The following is an 18,355-nucleotide window of genomic DNA, read 5'->3' as shown; positions in this document are numbered from 1 at the left end:
CTCATGAAGGGAGGGGTTATGCAGACGTTCGGCATGCGGATAGGCGGCGTGTCCGTGCCGGCCGCCGACGGTGGCACCTTCGAATCGCTCGACCCGGCGACCGGAGATCCCTGGGCGGCGATCGCTCGCGGCAGCGCGACCGATGTCGACGCGGCGGTGCGCGACGCGGACGCGGCCTTCCGCTCCCCCAGCTGGCGCACGCTCACCGCGACGGACCGGGGCGTGCTCCTCAACCGTCTCGCCGATCTCGTACTGGAACACGTCGACGAGCTGGTGGAGGTCGAGTCGCGGGACAACGGCAAGTCCCGCAAGGAGCTGCGGACGTCCCTGCGCTCCATGGCCGGCTGGTACCGCTACTACGGCGGCATGGCCGACAAGGTGCAGGGCGAGGTGATCCCCGTGGACCGCCCGGCCTCGCTCAACTACACGGTCCTCGAACCGTACGGGGTCGTCGCGGCCGTCCTGCCGTGGAACTCCCCGCTGCGCCTGGCGGCCTGGAAGGTGGCACCCGCACTAGCGGCGGGCAACGCGGTCGTGCTCAAGCCCAGCGAGCACGCCAGCGCCTCCAGCCTGGTGTTCAACGAGCTGTTCGGGAAGGCCGGTTTCCCGCCGGGCATCGTCAATGTCGTCACCGGGCTCGGCCCCGAGGTGGTGCCGGATCTGATCGCCCACCCTCTCGTGCGGAAAGTTTCGTTCACCGGCGGGGCAGCCGCAGGGCGGCTGGTCGGGGAACTGGCGGCACGTCATTTCACACCCTGCACCCTGGAGTTGGGAGGCAAGTCCCCGCAGATCGTGTTCGCCGACGCCGATCTCGACCGCGCGGCCGAGGGAATCTGCGCCGGGGTGTTCGCCTCGGGCGGGCAGACGTGCCTGGCCGGCTCGAGGCTGCTCGTCCACACGTCGGCCCACGACGCGCTGCTCGCCCGGATCACGGAGAGGGCAAAGCGCATGCGGGTGGGCGATCCGGCCGACCCGGCGACCGATGTCGGACCGGTGGCGACCGCGCGGCAGTACGCGGCCATACAGGAGCACGTCGAGGCGGCCCGCGCGTCCGGCGCGGTCGCGGTCCTCGACGAGGCCGACCCCGCCGGGCGCTTCGCGCTGCCAGCCGTCTTCGACGGCGTGAGTCGGCACGACCGACTCTTCCAGGAGGAGGTGTTCGGCCCCGTACTCGCCGTGACGTCCTTCGACACCGAGGACGAGGCGGTCGAGCTCGCGAACGACGTGCCGTTCGGTCTGGCGGCCGGGGTCTGGACCCGCGACCTCGCCCGTGCGCACCGCGTCGCGGGGCGGGTGGAGGCGGGCACCGTCTGGATCAACACGTACCGCAACACGGTCCCCCAGTCGCCGTTCGGCGGCTACAAGGCCTCCGGGACGGGGCGCGAGAGCGGCTTCGACGGGATCAGGGAGTACGTGCGGACGAAGAGCGTCTGGATCGATCTGACGGCAGATCCGGTCGACACGGCACAGGAGGCGGAGCAGCATGCCTGACACCGGCGGGCCCGAGTACCGGGTCTTCGCCCTGCGCTACGGGGCCAATCCCCGGCGCCGCCGCTACGAGAACGTGATCCATCTGCCGCCGGGGGACTGCCACGACGCGGCCATGCCCATGGACTTCTTCGTCTGGGCCGTCGTCGGCGCGGACCGCGTCGTCCTGGTCGACACCGGCTCGGAGCCCGCGACGATGACCGCGCGCGGCCACGACCACCACCGCTCGCCCCGCGCCGCCCTCGCCGACGTCGGCATCGACGCGGCGGACGTCGACGACGTCGTCACGACCCATCTGCACTGGGACCACGCGGGCACAGTCGACGACTTCCCGCGAGCGCGGCTGCACATCCAGCGCGCCGAGCTGGCGCACGCCACCGGGCCCGCGATGTGCAGCCCGTTCCTGCGCAGGCCCTTCGACCGGCCCCAACTGAGCAACTGGCTGGGCGCGTTGTACGAGGGCCGGGTGGTCTTCCACGACGGGGACGCCGAGATCGCGCCCGGGATCACGGCCCACCGGGTGGGCGGTCACACACCCGGCATGCAGGTGGTGCGCGTCGCCACGGCACGCGGGAACGTCGTACTCGCCTCCGACGCCGTGCACTACTACGAGAACCTGACCGCCGAGAACCCGTTCCCGGTCCTGGTCAGCACCGTCGACTACATCGGGGCCCTGCGGACCGTCACGCGCCTGGCGGACGGGCCCGACCACATCGTCCCCGGCCACGATCCGCTCGTCCTGCGAAGGTTCCCCGCGGCCGCTCCCGGCCTCGACGGGGCGGTGGCACTGCACCTCGCGCCCGCGCCGATGCCCGAGGAGGCCGCGAAGGAGGACCGAGAGGCGGCGAAGGAGGACGAAGAGGCGGCGGTGGTGCGGTCATGAAGATGCGTGCCGCCGTGCTGCGTACCGCGGGCGCCGAGCCGCCGTTCGTCGAGAGCCGCCCCTTCGAGGTGACCGAGGTCGACCTCGCGGGACCCGGGCCCGGCGAGGTGCTCGTACGGATCGCCGCGGCCGGGGTCTGTCACTCCGACCTGTCCGCCGTCACCGGGGCCCGGCCGCGCAGACTGCCCGCCGTGGCCGGACACGAAGCGGCCGGCGTGGTCGAGGAGTTGGGCGAGGGCGTGACGGGACTCGCGCCCGGTGACCACGTGGTGATGGTCTTCGTGGCGAGCTGCGGCGACTGCGCCGTGTGCCTGGCCGGACGGCCGAATCTCTGCCAGGCGTCATGGCGGTCCCGGGCGGACGGCACCCTGCCCACCGGTGCACGCAGACTCAGCCTCGACGGCGAGCCGCTGCACCACTGGAGCGGCGTCTCCGCCTTCGCCGAGTACGCCGTCGTCACCCCGCGGTCCCTGGTCCGCATCGACCCGGACGTGCCCCTGGACATCGCCGCGATCTTCGGCTGCGCGGTGGTGACCGGTGTGGGCGCGGTACTCAACACGGCACGTTTGCACCCCGGTTCGTCCGCCGCCGTCATCGGTCTCGGCGGGGTCGGCCTCAGCGCCCTGCTCGGCGCGGTCGCGGCCGGCGCGACCCGGATCGCCGCGATCGACCTGTCCCCCGCCAAGCTCGACCTGGCGCGCGAGCTGGGGGCGACCCATGTGTACGACGCGTCCCGGCCGGACTGCGCCGAGCGGATCCTCGACGAGTTCGGCCCCGCGGACCATGTCCTGGAGTTCGCCGGTGCCGCGCCCGCCGCCCGCCTCGGGTACGCGGTCACCGGACGCGGTGGCGTCCTGGTCACGGCCGGCCTGCCCGACCCCGCCGCGCGGCTCGACCTGCCGCTCGCCGACCTGGTGGCCACCGAACGCACCGTGCGCGGCAGTTACATGGGCAGCGCGTCGCCGCGCCGGGACATCCCCCGCTACCTGGAGCTCTTTCGCTCGGGCCGACTCCCGGTCGACCGGCTCAGGTCGGCCGCCGTACCGCTCGACGAGATCAACGGCGCCTTCGACCGCCTGGCCTCAGGCGCGTCCGTACGCGATGTCGTACGCCCAGCCCGCTGAGGCGCTGAGCGCCTGTCTTCGAACCCCACCACCACGACGTACGAGTGAGGACCCACCATGGACGAGGACGTGCTCGACGATGTGCTCTACGAGAAGGACCCGGCCACGCACATCGCCCGCCTGACGCTCAACCGTCCGGACAAGCTCAACGCGATGACCCTGCCCATGTACGACCGCATAGTCGCCTGCCTGGACGACGTGGCCGAGGACGACGACATCAAGGTCGTCATCCTGCGCGGGGCGGGCGCGAACTTCACCGCGGGCGTCGACATGAACGAGGTGTACGACTGGTACAGCACACCCGGCGACAGTAGCGAACCGGGCGGCCGCAAGCGGCGCCCCAGTCAGCGTCGCCGCCTCGTGGTCGACCGCAGGACCTCGCACGTCTACAGCCGCGTCACGTACCACCCGAAGGTCGTCATCGCCGAGACCCGCGGCTACGCGCTCGGCGGAGGCCTGGAGTTCCTGATGGGCGCGGACCTGTGCGTGGTCGGCGACGACGCGAAGCTGGGCATGCCGGCCACCCGCTATCTGGGCCCCGTCCTCGGCGATCTCCACCTCTTCTTCCACCGCCTCGGGCCCGTCCTCGCCAAGGACCTGCTCCTGACCGGCCGGATCGCGCCCGCCGCCGAGCTGGCGCCACTGGGGATCTTCACGCGGTACGTCCCCGCGGACCAAGTGCACGAGACGACCGAGCAGCTCGCCGCCCAGGTCGCACGGATGCCGGCGGACGGGATCGTCATCGCCAAGGAGGCGTACCGGCTGGTCGAGCAGAGCATGGGCATGGCCCTGTCCGAGGTGAGCAGTTACCTCCTGCACGCGTACGGGACGAATCTCCAGTTCGAAAAGGACGAGTTCAACTTCGTGCAGAAGAGGTCCTCGGACGAGAGCCTGGCCGAGACGTTCGACACGGCCGAGCGCTTCTACGGGTGAGCGCCCCGCCGGTCACCTCGTCAGTCGCCTCGCCGGTCGCCTCGCCGGTCGCCTCGCCGGTCGCCTCGTCAGTGGCCGAGGCCGTCGAGCACCGATCGCTCGTGCGCCGCGTCGCCGACGGTCTGCCGCTCGGCGACGATCCGCGCGCCGTCCGCGCCGATCGGGACACGCAGCGGCGGATCGTCGCGGTGCACCAGGTCGGCGATGGCGGCCGCCGCCTGCTCGGAGGTGAGCACGGTGGAGCGCATGCTCTGCAGAAACCGGAAGGCGCGGTCGGTGAGGTCGCGGTACGGGTCCTCGGCGACCTCCACCGGCAGCCGGTTCGCGCCGAACGACGAGACCACGGCGGCCGGTTCGGCGACGACGACGTCCACACCGGATCCGGCGAGTTCGAGGCGGAGTGTCTCGCTCAGCGCCTCCAGAGCCGTCTTGCTCGCGGCGTACACACCGAGCAGCGGATAGCCGCGCTGCGCGGCGGAGCTGATGTTGATCACCCGGCCGCGGCGCGCGGCCCGCATCGCGGGCAGGAACGCCTGGGTCGTACGCAGCATGCTCCACACGTTGGTGTCGAAGACGCGCTGCGCGGTGTCGAGCGGCATGGCCTCGAGTGGGGCCCAGGCGGTGACTCCGGCGTTGTTGATCAGTACGTCGACGGGGCCGGGGCCCGCGGCCTCGGCTGCGGCCTTGACGGATTCGCCGTCCGTCACGTCGAGCACGAGCCGTTCGGCGACCGGCAGTTCGGCCAGCGTGTCCGGCTCGCGCGCCGTGGCGACGACGTGGTGTCCACGCCGCGTCAGCTCCGTGCACAGCGCCCGGCCGATGCCCGACGTACACCCCGTGATCAGAACCCGCGCGGGGTTCCGCTCGCTCCAGCCGAGAGGCATATAGCGCTCCTTCACCGTCAGCCCTCACCCATGACCGTCTATTTCAGTATCCTTATTTACGCGGCAGAGAGGAACCCCACATGGACGTCCACGGAGCCTGTGCGCTCGTCACCGGCGGAGCCGGCGGGCTCGGCGCGGCCACGGCACGGCAGCTGACGGCCCACGGCGTCAACGTCGTGATCGCCGACCTCGCCGAGGACGCCGGAAAGCGCCTCGCCGACGAGCTCGGCCCCCTCGCCCGGTACGTGCACACCGACGTGACCGACGAGGAATCGGTTCGTCGAGCGGTGGACGCGGCAACCGAGTTGGGGCCCCTACGGATCGCCGTCACGGCGCACGGCGGGCCGGTGGCGGGCAGCCGCATCCTCGACCGCTCGGGCGAGCCGTACGGACTGGACGTCTTCCGTCGCACCCTCGACATCTATCTGGCCGGCACCTTCAACACCCTGCGCCTGGCCGCGGCGCGGATGGCGCAGGCCGAACCGCTCGAGTCGGGCCAGCGGGGCGTGGTCGTCAACACGGCCAGCATCGCCGCGTTCGAGGGGCAGGCCGGCCAGTCCGACTACGCCGCGGCCAAGGGCGGCGTCGTGGGCCTCGGTCTGGTCGCGGCCCGCGATCTCGCACCGCTGGGGATCCGGGTGATGACGATCGCGCCGGGTACGTTCTTCACCCCCGCGTTCCGGATGAGCGAGGAGGACGCCCAGGAGCGCTGGGGCAACACGATCCCCAACCCGCGGCGCATGGGCCGCCCCGAGGAGTACGCCCGCCTGGTGTGGTCGATCGTCGACAACGACTATCTGAACGGCGAGGTGATCCGCCTGGACGGCGCGCACCGCTTCGGCCCCCGCTAGGGCCTGCCCCCGAACCGGGTCCCCTCGCCAGAGCCAGGCCCCCTCGTCAGAGCCAAGTCCTGTCGTCGGACTCCCGTCAGCGGCCGGTCCACTTCGGCGGCCGCTTCTCCGCGAACGCGCGGGCGCCCTCCTGGGCGTCCTGCGAAGCCAGGATCCGTTCGAGCAGCGACTCCTGGCCGACGAAGCCTTCCTCGACGGTGCGATCGGTCGCGCCGTCGAGGATCTCCTTGGTGACCCGGACCGCGAGAGGGCCGTTGGCAGTGATGCGTTCGGCCAGGGCCAGCGCACCGGCGAGCGCTCCGCCGGACGGCGTCAACTCGTTGACCAGACCGAAGCGATGGGCGTCGGCGGCCGTCATCGGGTCGCCGGTCAGCGCCATGTGCATCGCGACGGCGTGGGGCACGCGCCGCGGCAGCCGCAGCAGGCCGCCGGCCGCGGCGACCAGCCCACGCTTGACCTCGGGTATCCCGAACCGCGCGTCCTCGGCGGCAACGACGAGGTCGCAGGCGAGCGCGATCTCGCAGCCTCCGGCCAGCGCCCACCCCTCCACGGCGGCGATCAACGGCTTGCGCGGCGGACGCCGGGTGATGCCCGCGAGCCCGCGACCCGGCAGCGACACGTCCTCGCCGGCCAGGAACGCCTTGAGGTCCATGCCGGAACAGAACGTGCCGCCGGTTCCGGTGACGACACCTAGGGAGAGGTCGTCGCGGGCGTCGAGTTCGTCGACGGCTGCCGCGATCGCCTCGGTCACCTCGCGGTTGACCGCGTTGCGCGCCTCGGGCCGATTGATGGCCACGACGAGCACTCGGTCGTGCCGTTCCACAAGCACGCTGTCGACCATGCGTCCACTCCTGGGTTCGATGAGGGATTCGGTGCGGGGTTCGGTGTGGGTTCGGCTGTGGGTTCGATGTGGTGATGGCGAGCTCTGCCCACACCCTCAAAATGAGTGTACTTTTTACTTCGCTCGCCAAGGAAGCCACAAGGAAGGACATCCACCCCGATGAAACTCACACAAGGTGACGTGGCCGTGGTCACCGGAGGCGGTTCCGGGCTCGGCGAGGCAACGGTACGCCGACTCGTCCGGGACGGCGCCCAGGTGACCGTCCTCGATCTCAAGGACTCCCGGGGTGCCGAACTCGTCGCGGAACTCGGCCCGTCGGCGGTCTTCGCCCCGGCCGACGTCACGGACGAGGACGAGGTCGGCGCCGCGCTCGACGCCGCCGAGGCGAGGGGACCGGTGCGCCTCCTCGTCAACTGCGCGGGGATCGGCAACCCCGGACGCCTCATCGGCCGCGACGGCGTGCTCCCGCTCGCCGAGTTCCGGCGCGTGGTCGAGGTGAACCTGGTCGGCACCTTCAACGTCGTACGCCTGACCGCCGACCGGATGAGGCGCAACGAGCCCGTCGACGGCGAGCGGGGTGTCATCGTGATGACCGCGTCGGTCGCCGCGTTCGAGGGGCAGATCGGGCAGGTCGCGTACGCCGCGAGCAAGGGAGGTGTGCACGCCATGACTCTGACCGTCGCGCGCGACCTGGCGGACAAGCTGATCCGGGTGAACACGATCGCGCCCGGGATCTTCCTCACGCCGATGCTGATGAAGCTCCCCGAGGAGGCGCGGGCGTCGCTGGGCGCGCAGGTCCCGCACCCGGCGCGCCTCGGCGACCCGGGCGAGTACGCGGACCTCGTGGACGCACTCGTACGCAATCCGATGCTCAACGGGGAAACAGTCCGGCTCGACGGGGCGATCCGCATGGGACCGCGCTGAGCACTACCGCCCCTCCTGGGCCCGGCCCTCGACGCCCCACTCCGCCAGGACCTCCTTCGTGTGCTCCCCCGCCGCCGGAGCCGGCCCGCCCCTTCGGCCCGGGGTACGGGAGAAGCGGGGGGCCGGCGCCGGGTGATACGTCGCAACGTCCGCCTCGCCCGCCTCGCCCGCCTCGTCCGCCTCCTCCATCATCAGCACGCCGCGCGCCGCGAGTTGGGGGTGTGCGGCAGCCTCCGCGAAGGACAGGACGGGCGCCACGCAGGCGTCCGTGCCCGCGAAGAGCTCCGTCCACGCGGCGCGCGTACGACTGGCGAAGGCCGCGGCGAGCGCGGTGCGCAGCTCGGGCCAGCGGGCGGTGTCGTGCTGCGGCGGCACAGCGTCGGAGCCGGAGCCGGAGTCGAGGCCGAGGACGCGGACGAGTTCGGCGAAGAAGCGCGGTTCGACGGCCCCCACGGCCATCCATTCGCCGTCCGCCGTCTCGTAGACGTCGTAGTACGGGGCCCCGGTGTCCAGCGGATTGACGCCGCGCTCGTCGCGCCACATGCCTGCCGCGCGCACCCCGTGCACGAAGGCGGTCAGCGAGGCGGTGCCGTCCACGATCGCCGCATCGACCACCTGGCCGCGCCCGGAGCGCTCCCGCTCCCACAGCGCGGCCTGCACGCCGGCCAGCAGGAACATGCTGCCGCCCGCGAAGTCGCCGAGCAGATTGAGCGGTACCTGCGGCGGTCCGCCCGCCCTGCCGATCGCGTGCAGGGCCCCGGTGACGGCGATGTAGTCGATGTCATGTCCGGCCATCCCGCTCCACGGTCCCGTCTGCCCCCAGCCGGTCATCCGCCCGTAGACCAGGCGCGGGTTGCGCCGCAGGCACACGTCGGGGCCTATGCCGAGGCGTTCGGCGACGCCGGGCCGGTAGGGCTCGAGGAGTACGTCGGCCCGGTCGGCGAGGCCGAGGAAGGTGTGTACCCCCTCGGCGCTCTTGAGGTCGAGCAGCGCGGACCTGCGCCCCCGGCCCAGCACCGGCCAGGGCGGGTCCTCGACCTGCCCCGGCCGGTCGACCCGGACGACGTCGGCGCCCAGGTCCGCGAGCAGCAGGGCGGCGTACGGGGCCGGGCCGAGACCCGCCAACTCCAGCACACGCAGTCCCGCCAGGGGACCGCTCACTGCAGCCGTCATGGGTTCCTCCTCGGTCCGATCCCGGTCCGACCCCGATCGGATCCCGGTCGGGATCCCGGTCGAATTCCGTCGCGCCCGTGACTGTCGCTCCGCCGCGACAGGGTCTAGATTCCAGAGTAGAGGATACTTTATTCGGGAGAGACGCTCGGGAGAGACGCATGCCGTCCGAAGTCCCCTTGGTCGACTATCTGTTGCTCGGCCCGCACCCCCACCTGGTGGCGAAGGAGTGCCGCGACTGCTCCGCCCGCTTCTTCGACCGGCGCAACGCCTGCGCGTCCTGCGGCTCGACCGCCGGCTTCGCGGCCGCTCCCCTGCCCACCGAGGGGTACGTGCGCACGTTCACCGTCGTCTCGGTCGCCGCACCAGGCGTCCCGGTGCCGTACGCGGCCGCGGTCGTCGACCTCGACGGCACCGGCGTGCGGGCGAACCTCGTGAACGTGAAGCCCGATCCGGCGCTCCTGCACACCGGTATGCCCGTGCGGCTCGCCACCTTCAGCCTCGGCACCGACCGCGACGGGGTCACCGCGATCGGCTTCGGTTTCGAGCCCGGCGATCCCCAGGAGAGGCAGAGCTCGTGACGGACACCGTCTGGATCCTCGGGATCCACATGACCAGATTCGGCAAGCACCGGGACAAGGACCTGGTGGACCTCGCGGCCGAGGCCTCGCTCGGCGCGCTCGCCGACGGCGGGGTGAGCATCAAGGACATCCAGGTGCTCGCCGCGGGCAATGTCACCGGCGGCCCGGCCGGTATCGGCCAGCGGCTGCAGAAGCAGATCGGGCAGACCGGCATCCCCGTATACAACGTCCACAACGCGTGCGCCACAGGGGCGACCGCGCTCCGCACCGCGGTCATGGCGATCAGGGCGGGCGAAGCGGACCTCGCCCTCGCCGTCGGCGTGGAACAGCTTTCCGGGGCAGGTCTGTTGGGGGTCACCGGCAGCGAGCGGGCAGACGGCGCGCCGTGGACGCCGCAGGGCCGGTACGGCAGCGTCGCACCGATGGACGGCTGGGTGGGGACCGAGACGATGCCGGGCGTCTTCGCCCAGATCGGCCTTGAGTATCTGCACGAAAACCCCTACTCCGGAACGCCGTTGGAGCTGTTCGCGCGGATCAGCGAGAAGAACCACGCACACTCCACGCTCAACCCGCTGGCCGCCTACACGAAGCGGATGAGCCTCGACCAGATCATGAACGACGTGATGGTGGCGTACCCCAACACACGTCCCATGTGCTCCGCCAACTGCGACGGCGCCGCGGCCGCCGTCCTCGTCTCGGACGCCGCGCTGCGCCGCCTCGACCCCGAGCAGCGCAGACGTGCGGTCAAGGTGTCCGCCTCGGTGCTCACCAGCGACCCGTGGCAGGAGGCCTGCCAGGTCCTGCCCGACGTCAGCACGCTGACCCGGCAGGCCGCGGCGACCGCGTACGAGGCGGCCGGCATCGGGCCCGAGGACCTCGACCTGGTCGAGCTCCACGACTGCTTCGCCACCGCCGAGTTGATCCACTACGACAACCTGATGCTGTGCGCGCCCGGCGGCGCCGTCGACTTCTTCGAGAGCGGCGCCACCTGGCGGGACGGTCGGCTCCCGGTGAACGTCTCCGGCGGCCTCCAGTCCAAGGGCCATCCGATCGGCGCGACCGGCATCGCGAACGTCTGGGAGATCTGCCGGCATCTGCGCGACGAGGGCGGCGACCGGCAGATCGGGGGCGCCCGGGTCGGCCTCGCGCACGTGATCGGCCTGGGCCAGGCGTGCGGAGTGCACATTCTCGAACGGGCCGCCTGAGCAGCCCTGTTGCGTCTCTCCGAACAATTCGAAGGAGCAGCATGACGACCGACACCGCCCCCGAGAACACCGAGAGTTCTGAGAGTGCCGAGAGTGCCGAGAGTTCCGAGAAGTTCGCCTGTTTCGTGCGCGCCCGCGCGCACCCCGGCCGCGGCGACGAGCTCATCAAGGGGTACGACCCGGTGTTCGCACAGGTCGCGGACGAGGACGGGACAGAGCTCTACTCGCTGATCCGATCGGTCGACGACCCGGATCTGTTCTTCTGCTTCGAACTCTTCCGCTCGCGCGCAGACTTCGACGCCCATCGCGCCCGCTCCCTCGCGGGACATGACCTGGACGGGCTCAACGCCGCGACCGCGGAACGGGACTTCGTGTGGGGCATTCCCGTAAGGACGAAACAGACTGAACAGAAGCGGACGAGCCTCGCCGGCCCTCCCCGTGAGGGCCGCCAGGCGGTCGCGGACCTGATCACCGACTACGCGCGAGCTCTCGACACCCAGGACTGGGACCTCTTCCGGACCTGCTTCACGCCCGACGCCCGCACGACGATGGAGACGGTCGGGACATACGAGTCGTGCGACGCGTTGATCGCCGAACTCGCCCCAAGGCTCGTGGACTTCGCCGCCCTCCAGCACTTCGTCACGAACGTCTCCGTACGCGTACGGCACGACACCGCGACCGCGTCGACGAACTTCGTCTCGCACCACGTCCCGAAGGACGGCGCCCCGTACACACACGGCGGGACCTTCACCTTCGACGCCGTACGCACACCGGAGGGCTGGCGGTTCGCCGCGCACTCCTGCCGGCTCCTCTGGACGCTCGGCGACCGCGCACGGAAGGACCCCGTACCGAAAGAGCCCACGCAGAAGGAGCAGGGAGCATGACCACACAGGACGTGATCAACCAGGACGCGCTGTTCATCGGCGGCCAGTGGGTCAAGCCCGAGTCGGACGCCACCTTCGAGGTCGTCTCGCCGTCGACCGAAGAGGTCGTGGGCCGCGTGCCGTTGCCGTCCGCCGCGGACGTGGACCGCGCCGTCCGCGCCGCGCGCGAGGCCTTCGACCACGGTCCCTGGCCACGGATGGCACCCGCGGAGCGCGCGGCCGTGATCCGCCGCGTCGCGGACGGCCTGGAAGCCCGCGCGGACGAACTGGCCCGCATCGTGACCACGGAGAACGGCACACCGATCCAGCTGAGCGGTCCCGCGCAGGTCAGCGGCGCGATCCCACGGCTGCGGTACTACGCCGATCTCGCCGAGCAGTTCGCGTTCGACGAGCTGCGCGAGGGCAAACGGGTCCGTGCCGCCCTGCTCAAGGAGCCCGTCGGCGTCGTCGCGGGCATCGTCCCGTGGAACGGCCCCCTCGCACTGGCCCTGATCAAGCTCGGTCCCGCGCTCGCCGCGGGCTGCACGTTCGTGCTCAAGCCGCCGCCGGAGACACCGCTCGTCTTCACCGTCCTCGCCGAGGTCTGCGAGCAGGCGGGACTGCCCGAGGGCGTCGTGAGCATCCTCGCCGGTGACCGCGACACGGGGCGGCAACTGGTGGCCCACCCCGGTGTCGACAAGGTCTCCTTCACCGGCAGCAGCGCCGCCGGGCAGGCGATCATGGCCGAGTGCGCCCGGCGGATCAAGCGCGTCAGCCTGGAACTGGGCGGCAAGTCAGCCGCGATCATCCTCGACGACGCCGACCCGGCGACCGCCATACCGCAGCTGCTGCCGATGGCGACGATGCTCACAGGCCAGATGTGCCTGCTCAAGTCCCGTGTACTGGTGCCGCGTTCGCGCCACGACGAATTCGTGGAGGCGTTCTGCGAGGGAGTACGGGCGCTCAAAGTCGGCGACCCGTTCGACGGCGACACGTATTACGGACCTCTGATCGCGAAGCGGCAGCGCGACCGGGTCGAGGGATATATCGAGGTGGGCAAGGCCGAGGGCGCCCACCTGGTCATGGGCGGCGGACGGCCCGCGCATCTGCCCAAGGGCTGGTACGTGGAGCCGACGGTCTTCACCGCCGTGGACAACGGCATGCGCATCGCCCGCGAGGAGATCTTCGGCCCGGTCACCTCGTTCCTCGCCTACGACGACATCGACCAGGCCGTCGAGATCGCCAACGACACCGACTTCGGCCTCGCGGGCTCCGTCTACACCGCTGACCCCGCGCGCGGCTTCGCGGTCGCACGCCGGGTGCGCACGGGAACGTACGGCATCAACTGCTACGACAACGACCCCTCCGTGCCCTTCGGCGGCTACAAGCAGTCCGGACTCGGACGCGAGGGCGGCCCTGAGGGCCTCGAGGAGTACCTGGAGACCAAGGCCGTCGCCCTGCCCGACGGGTTCAGTCCGTTCGCGGCCGACTGACCGTACAGGCCCCGCCCGCAGCCCAACCGAACCGCCGAAACCACTGGAGTCGACTGATGACGGCGACGGACCCACCCCTGTTCGCGTTCGACCATCTCTCCCCGCAGTACGCCGCCGAGCCCCTGGCGGTCAACCGCTCGATGCGTGAGAAGTGTCCCGTCGCGTGGACCGAGGCCCACGGTGGCTTCTGGGTCACCTCGACGTACGCCGAGACCTTCGCGGCGGGCCGGGACCCGTCGACGTACTCCTCGAAGAAGGGCCGGCACGGTGGCCTCGACTACACCGGGGTCGTCATCCCCTCCTTGCCCTCGATGCATCTGCTGCCGGTCGAGGTGGACCCGCCCGAGCTGCGGGCCTACCGCAAGGTGATGAACCCCGCCTTCTCGCCTGCGGCCGTGGCCCGGCTGCTGCCGGACGTCGAGCGGTTCACCACCTGGTGCGTGGACCAGGTGATCGCGTCCGGGGAGATCGACTTCGTCGACGACCTGGCGACCCCGGTGCCCGCGATGACGACCCTCCTGCTCGTCGGCCTTCCGCCCGAGGACTGGCCGCAGCACGCCAAGGCCTTCCACGGGCTCGTCTCCCACGTCCCCGGGACTGCGGGGCACGACGAGGCCATCGCGGCGATCCACGCCATCGACCGGTCGGTGTTCGACGCGATCGCCGACCGCCGGTCCCGTCCGCGCGACGACCTGCTGACGATGCTCACGCAGGCCGACATCGACGGACGCGCGCTGACCGACGAGGAGGTCGCGTCGATCATCGCGACCACGCTCGGCGGCGGTGTCGACACCACCACGGCGCTGCTCGCCAACGCCTTCTCCTACCTCGGCGAACACCCCGAGCACCGGGACCGGCTCGCCGAGGACGACGCGTATCTGGGCTCCTTCTGCGAGGAGATGCTGCGCTACTACAGCCCGGTGCAGGGTTTCGCGCGTACCGTCACCGAGGACACCGACCTCGGCGGCTGCCCGCTGCGCCGGGGGGAGAGGATCTTCCTCAACTGGTCGGCCGCCAACCACGATCCGGCGGAGTTCGCCCGCCCCGAGGAGGTCGTCCCGGACCGCTCGCCGAACCGGCACGCCGCGTTCGGGATCGGCCAGCACCGCTGTATCGGCGCCCCGGTGGCGCGCGCCGAGTTCGGGATCGTCGTACGCGAAGTGCTGCGCCGTATCCCGGATTACACCCTCGCCGAGGGCGCCGAGCACTACACCAACATCGGTACCGTCAACGGCTGGCACCATCTGCCCGCACGCTTTACGCCGGGGAACCAGGTGGGGGGTGCGGTATGAGCACCTACCTGCTCGTCGTCGGCCGGAGGCCCGGGGGGCGCCCCCCGGGAAGGCACAGCAGGCCCGGGAGCCCCTCGGGGGTCCCGGCGTGACCGCCGGTCTGCTCGTCGCGGACCTGGTCGTCTCGGGGACACCGCCGAACCACGCGCGTCGACCGGCCCTGGTGACCGGGGATACGACCGTCTCGTACGGGCAGCTCGCCGAGGACGCGCGCCGCTGGCAGCGGCTGCTGTACGACGCCGGCGTGCGAGAAGGCGACCGGGTGGCGGTGCTCGCGCCCAACGGGCCCGACTATCTGGGCCTGTTGTACGGGGCCTCGCTCGGCGGTGTCGTGGTGGTGCTGCTCAATACGCGGCTCGACGCGGCGTCGGTCCGGTTCCAGCTGGCGGACTCCGGCAGCCGCCTGGTGGTCGTCGACCCCCAGTACCACCAACTGGCCGGGGAGGCGGGCGCGTTCGGCCTGGCGACGGTGATGCTCGACGACGGTCACCGGCGCCGGTTCGCCGCCCTCGAACCGGCTCCTGTGAACGCTCCGCGCCCTGACCCGGGCAGCCCGTACATCCAGCTGTACACCTCGGGGACGACGGGCCGGTCCAAGGGGTGCGTGCTCTCCCAGCGCGCCTGGGTCGCCTCGGCGACGAACCTGGTGACGGGCCTCGGCCTGAGCGAGCGGGACGTACATGTCGGGGCGGGCCCGTTCTTCCATGTGGCGGGGCTCGGCACGGCGATGTCGGTGCTGTCCGTGGGCGGGCGCGTGGTCTTCGGCGCGAGCCGCACCCTGGCGGAGTCCTGGGAGCTCATCGCGCGGCACGGCGTCACCCTCGGATCGTTCGTGGGCGGCAACCTGCTGGCCGCGGCGCGGCATCCGCTGCGCGCCACCCACGGCCGTTCGCTGCGGCTGGTCACCGGGCAGGCGGGCAAGCACACGCCCGAGGAGCACCGTGAGCTGGGGGCGCTGCTCCCCCATGCCGCCTTCGTCGGGATCTACGGCTCGACCGAGGCCGGCAACTTCACCACCACCACGAGCCGCGCCGACGAGCTGGCCCACCCCGGCACGGTGGGGCGGCCGCTCATCGGGTTCCGCACCGCGGTCGTCGACGCGCAGGACCGGCCGGTCGCCGCCGGCGAGGCCGGCGAGCTCGTCGTGCGCGGCGCTAGCGTCATGTCGCGGTACTGGGGCATGCCGGAGGCGACCTCGCAGACCCTGCGCGGCGGCTGGCTGCACACCGGCGACGTGATGCGCGCCGACGCGGACGGCTATCTCTACCTGCTCGACCGGCTCAAGGACATGGTCAAGTCAGGTGGTGAGAACGTCTACAGCGTCGAGGTCGAGCAGGCCCTGCGGCGCCACCCCGCGGTCCGCGACTGTGCGGTGATCGGCGTGCCCGACCAGCGGTGGGGCGAGGGCGTCAAGGCGGTGCTCGTCCTCGCCGGGAGCGAACCTGATGCCGAAGCCCTGGACCGGTGGTGCCTGAAGCATCTCGCCCCGTACAAGCGCCCCCGGTGGTACGAGTTCGTCGACGCACTGCCGGTCGACGGCGCCAAGGTCGACAAGAAGCGGCTGCGGGCGGCGCACGACCCGGAGCGGGCGATCCGGCTGTCGGAACGCAGCGGCTGAGGCGGGCGGCGACCCCTTGAGCCGGTCAAGAGGTCGCCCCCGTACGTCACTCAGGTCGCCGTCAGTACCACGCGCCCCGGCACCGTCCCCTCCTCCAGTCCCCGCAGTGCCTCGTTGACGCCGTCGGCCGTGAGCGGACGGGTGACGAGCGGGGTCTGCGGCAGGCGGCCGGAGCGCGCGAGCGCCACGATCTCCCCCATCTCCTGGGGCGATCCGATGAAACTGCCCTGCAGGGTGAGGCGCTTGGACGGCATCATCACCGTCGGCAGAACCATCTCACCGCCGAAGAGGCCGACGTGCACGAGCTTCCCGTCCTCACGCAGGACGTCGAAGCCGAGCCGGGCCGTGGTCCCGGAGTTGACCAGGTCGATCACGGCAGCCGCCCCGCCCTCCGTCGCGGCCAGCAGCGCGGCCCGTGCTTCGTCGTGACCAGCTGCGCTGTTGACGGTGCCCGAGGCGCCGAGGCCGCGGGCGAGGGCCAGGCGCCCGTCGTTCACGTCGACGGCGACGATCCTTCGCAGGCCCCGCGCGTGCAGCACGGCGACGGCCGTCAGGCCCACTCCGCCCGCGCCGATGACCACGACCGGATCGTCGGCGTTGTCCGGACCGTCGGCGCCGTCGGGACCGGAAGGCACGGCCTTGGCGACCGCCGAGTAGGCGGTGAGCCCGGAGCAGGCGAGCGTCGCGGCCCAGCCCCGATCGAGCCCCTCGATGTCGTGGAGGTAGCGCTCGTGCGGCACCAGGACGGCCTCGGCGTAACCGCCGTACCCGTGTATCCCGAGGAAGCGCCGCTCGGCGCAGCGGTGGTCGCTGCCCGCGGCGCAGCGCGCGCACCTGCCGCAGCCGATCCACGGATAGACCGTGCGGGCGTCCCCGACTGCTGCCGTGGTGACGTCGGGGCCGACGGCGACCACCTCGCCCGCCATCTCGTGTCCCGCGACGAGTGGGTACGTGAACGCTGCTCCCGCCGCCCCGTCCCTGAGGCGGACATCGGAATGGCAGACGCCGCTGTGGGTCAGCCGTACGAGCACCTCGGGCCCGGACGGCTCCGGGGTCCGCACGGTCAACTCCCGTGCGGGTCCCCCCGGTTCCTCGAAGGCGTAGATCTTCACCCTCATCCTCCTCGGCTCATCGGATCACGACTCTGGCGACCCTACAGTGATTAGAGTATCCTCAATTCATGACCACGACGGAGGATCGCGCGGACATTCACGACCCTGAGATTGCCGCCTTCATGGCCCAGCTCCCCTCGGGCACTTTCGACTTCGACGAGTGGACCCTGGAGACCGTCGCCCAGCGACGGGCGGCACGGACGCAGGACGACACCGCGGCCCTCCCCGAGACGACGACCGTGTCGCACGAGGAGCAAGTCGACGACCACGTCCGGGCACGGGTGTACAGCCCGCCGGCTCCCGCGGCCGCGCGCCCCTGCGTGTACTGGATCCACGGCGGTGGCTACATCTCCGGGTCAGGGCTGACGGTCGACGCGCGGCTCAACTGCTGGGCGCAGACACTGGACTGTGTCGTGGTGTCGGTCGACTACCGTCTCGCCCCCGAACACCCGTATCCCGCACCGCTTCTGGACTGCTACGCAGGTCTGGAGTGGGCGGTCGAGCACGCGGACCGGCTCGGCATCGACGCCGAGCGCATCCTGGTCGCCGGCTCCAGCGCGGGGGCCGGCCTCGCGGCCGCGCTCGCGCTCTTCGCCCGCGACCGCGGCGGCCCGCGCCTCGGCCTGCAGTTGCTCATCTACCCGATGCTGGACGACCGGCAGAGCACCCCGTCGAGTCGCAGGGAGGGTGCCGCGGTGTGGGGCAGGTCGGCGAACGCGCTCGGCTGGCGCGCCTACCTCGGCCCGCTCGGGGCCGCGGGCTCGGACGTGCCGGGGTATGCGGCGCCCGCCCGCGCGCAGGACCTGACCGGGCTCCCGGCGGCGTGCGTCGTGGTCGGCGGCGCGGATCTGTTCCGCGACGAGAGCGTCGCGTATGCGACGCGTCTGCTGGCCGCGGGCGTCGAGACCCAACTCCACGTCTATCCGGGCGTGCCGCACGGCTTCGAGGTGCTTGTCCCCGGCGCTGACGTATCGCGGCGCTGCGACGCCGAGATCACCGGCGCGCTCCGGCGCGCCCTGCACCCGACGCACGCCGGCGCCTGATTTCAGGACACCGAACCACCTCACCACCTGACTACTGATCGCGGGAGGCA

Annotated in this window: 17 protein-coding genes; 13 read left to right on the top strand and 4 right to left on the bottom strand. The window is 71.6% G+C overall.

The window, feature by feature from the left end:
* Positions 1-3 precede the first annotated feature (3 nt).
* The 4 genes from ACZ67T_RS33645 to ACZ67T_RS33630 are packed head-to-tail and all read left to right on the top strand — an operon-like array spanning position 4 to position 4,428.
* Entirely contained in the window at positions 4-1,491 is a 1,488-nt protein-coding gene (locus ACZ67T_RS33645; protein ID WP_469989080.1) for an aldehyde dehydrogenase, read from the top strand.
* A complete protein-coding gene (locus ACZ67T_RS33640; RefSeq protein ID WP_469989079.1) occupies positions 1,484-2,371 on the top strand; it encodes an N-acyl homoserine lactonase family protein in 888 nt (295 codons plus the stop codon). Before ACZ67T_RS33645 ends, ACZ67T_RS33640 begins: the two co-directional genes overlap by 8 nt.
* Positions 2,368-3,495: an alcohol dehydrogenase catalytic domain-containing protein gene (locus tag ACZ67T_RS33635; protein ID WP_469989078.1), complete on the top strand. Its 1,128-nt coding sequence runs from the start codon at positions 2,368-2,370 to the stop codon at positions 3,493-3,495. The genes ACZ67T_RS33640 and ACZ67T_RS33635 overlap by 4 nt, the downstream gene beginning before the upstream one ends.
* Positions 3,496-3,552: 57 nt before the next feature.
* A complete protein-coding gene (locus ACZ67T_RS33630; RefSeq protein WP_469989077.1) occupies positions 3,553-4,428 on the top strand; it encodes an enoyl-CoA hydratase/isomerase family protein in 876 nt (291 codons plus the stop codon).
* A gap of 68 nt (positions 4,429-4,496) precedes the next feature.
* Here ACZ67T_RS33630 and ACZ67T_RS33625 read toward each other — a convergent pair whose 3' ends face one another.
* Complete coding sequence (locus tag ACZ67T_RS33625; protein ID WP_469989076.1) at positions 4,497-5,312, bottom strand: SDR family NAD(P)-dependent oxidoreductase; 816 nt, start codon at positions 5,310-5,312, stop codon at positions 4,497-4,499.
* 80 nt (positions 5,313-5,392) lie between these two features.
* Between ACZ67T_RS33625 and ACZ67T_RS33620 the strand changes: the two genes are divergently transcribed.
* Positions 5,393-6,163, top strand: coding sequence for an SDR family NAD(P)-dependent oxidoreductase (locus tag ACZ67T_RS33620; RefSeq protein WP_469989075.1), 771 nt, complete (start codon positions 5,393-5,395; stop codon positions 6,161-6,163).
* Between the two features lie 76 nt (positions 6,164-6,239).
* On the opposite strand, the gene ACZ67T_RS33615 is transcribed toward ACZ67T_RS33620, so the two are convergent.
* The gene (locus tag ACZ67T_RS33615) at positions 6,240-7,004 is read right to left on the bottom strand and encodes a crotonase/enoyl-CoA hydratase family protein (protein WP_469989074.1); all 765 of its coding nucleotides are present in this window, start codon (positions 7,002-7,004) and stop codon (positions 6,240-6,242) included.
* Positions 7,005-7,163: 159 nt separating this feature from the next.
* Here ACZ67T_RS33615 and ACZ67T_RS33610 point away from each other — a divergent pair, with 159 nt between their 5' ends.
* Positions 7,164-7,928: an SDR family NAD(P)-dependent oxidoreductase gene (locus ACZ67T_RS33610; RefSeq protein ID WP_469989073.1), complete on the top strand. Its 765-nt coding sequence runs from the start codon at positions 7,164-7,166 to the stop codon at positions 7,926-7,928.
* Between the two features lie 3 nt (positions 7,929-7,931).
* Here ACZ67T_RS33610 and ACZ67T_RS33605 read toward each other — a convergent pair whose 3' ends face one another.
* Entirely contained in the window at positions 7,932-9,101 is a 1,170-nt protein-coding gene (locus ACZ67T_RS33605) for a CaiB/BaiF CoA transferase family protein (protein ID WP_469989072.1), read from the bottom strand.
* Between the two features lie 158 nt (positions 9,102-9,259).
* Here ACZ67T_RS33605 and ACZ67T_RS33600 point away from each other — a divergent pair, with 158 nt between their 5' ends.
* The 6 genes from ACZ67T_RS33600 (at position 9,260) to ACZ67T_RS33575 (ending at position 16,150) form a co-directional block, all read left to right on the top strand.
* Entirely contained in the window at positions 9,260-9,679 is a 420-nt protein-coding gene (locus ACZ67T_RS33600; protein WP_469989070.1) for a Zn-ribbon domain-containing OB-fold protein, read from the top strand.
* A complete protein-coding gene (locus ACZ67T_RS33595; RefSeq protein ID WP_469989069.1) occupies positions 9,676-10,884 on the top strand; it encodes a thiolase family protein in 1,209 nt (402 codons plus the stop codon). The genes ACZ67T_RS33600 and ACZ67T_RS33595 overlap by 4 nt, the downstream gene beginning before the upstream one ends.
* A 41-nt stretch (positions 10,885-10,925) precedes the next feature.
* A complete protein-coding gene (locus tag ACZ67T_RS33590; RefSeq protein WP_469989067.1) occupies positions 10,926-11,768 on the top strand; it encodes a nuclear transport factor 2 family protein in 843 nt (280 codons plus the stop codon).
* Complete coding sequence (locus ACZ67T_RS33585) at positions 11,765-13,240, top strand: aldehyde dehydrogenase (RefSeq protein WP_469989066.1); 1,476 nt, start codon at positions 11,765-11,767, stop codon at positions 13,238-13,240. The genes ACZ67T_RS33590 and ACZ67T_RS33585 overlap by 4 nt, the downstream gene beginning before the upstream one ends.
* A gap of 56 nt (positions 13,241-13,296) precedes the next feature.
* Positions 13,297-14,532 carry a cytochrome P450 gene (locus ACZ67T_RS33580; RefSeq protein WP_469989064.1) on the top strand — a complete coding sequence of 412 codons (1,236 nt, stop codon included), beginning with the start codon at positions 13,297-13,299 and terminating at the stop codon, positions 14,530-14,532.
* Between the two features lie 88 nt (positions 14,533-14,620).
* Positions 14,621-16,150, top strand: coding sequence for a class I adenylate-forming enzyme family protein (locus ACZ67T_RS33575; protein WP_469989062.1), 1,530 nt, complete (start codon positions 14,621-14,623; stop codon positions 16,148-16,150).
* A 50-nt stretch (positions 16,151-16,200) separates the two neighbouring features.
* On the opposite strand, the gene ACZ67T_RS33570 is transcribed toward ACZ67T_RS33575, so the two are convergent.
* Entirely contained in the window at positions 16,201-17,262 is a 1,062-nt protein-coding gene (locus tag ACZ67T_RS33570; RefSeq protein ID WP_469989061.1) for an alcohol dehydrogenase catalytic domain-containing protein, read from the bottom strand.
* A gap of 68 nt (positions 17,263-17,330) precedes the next feature.
* Here ACZ67T_RS33570 and ACZ67T_RS33565 point away from each other — a divergent pair, with 68 nt between their 5' ends.
* Positions 17,331-18,305 (top strand): alpha/beta hydrolase, encoded by a 975-nt coding sequence (locus tag ACZ67T_RS33565; protein WP_469989059.1) that lies wholly within the window; start codon positions 17,331-17,333, stop codon positions 18,303-18,305.
* Positions 18,306-18,355 lie beyond the last annotated feature (50 nt).

It is taken from the genome of Streptomyces sp. NPDC107517 (genome assembly GCF_055582645.1).
Note: the sequence above shows the minus strand (reverse complement) of the source record. Positions and strands in the feature narration are given on the sequence as shown.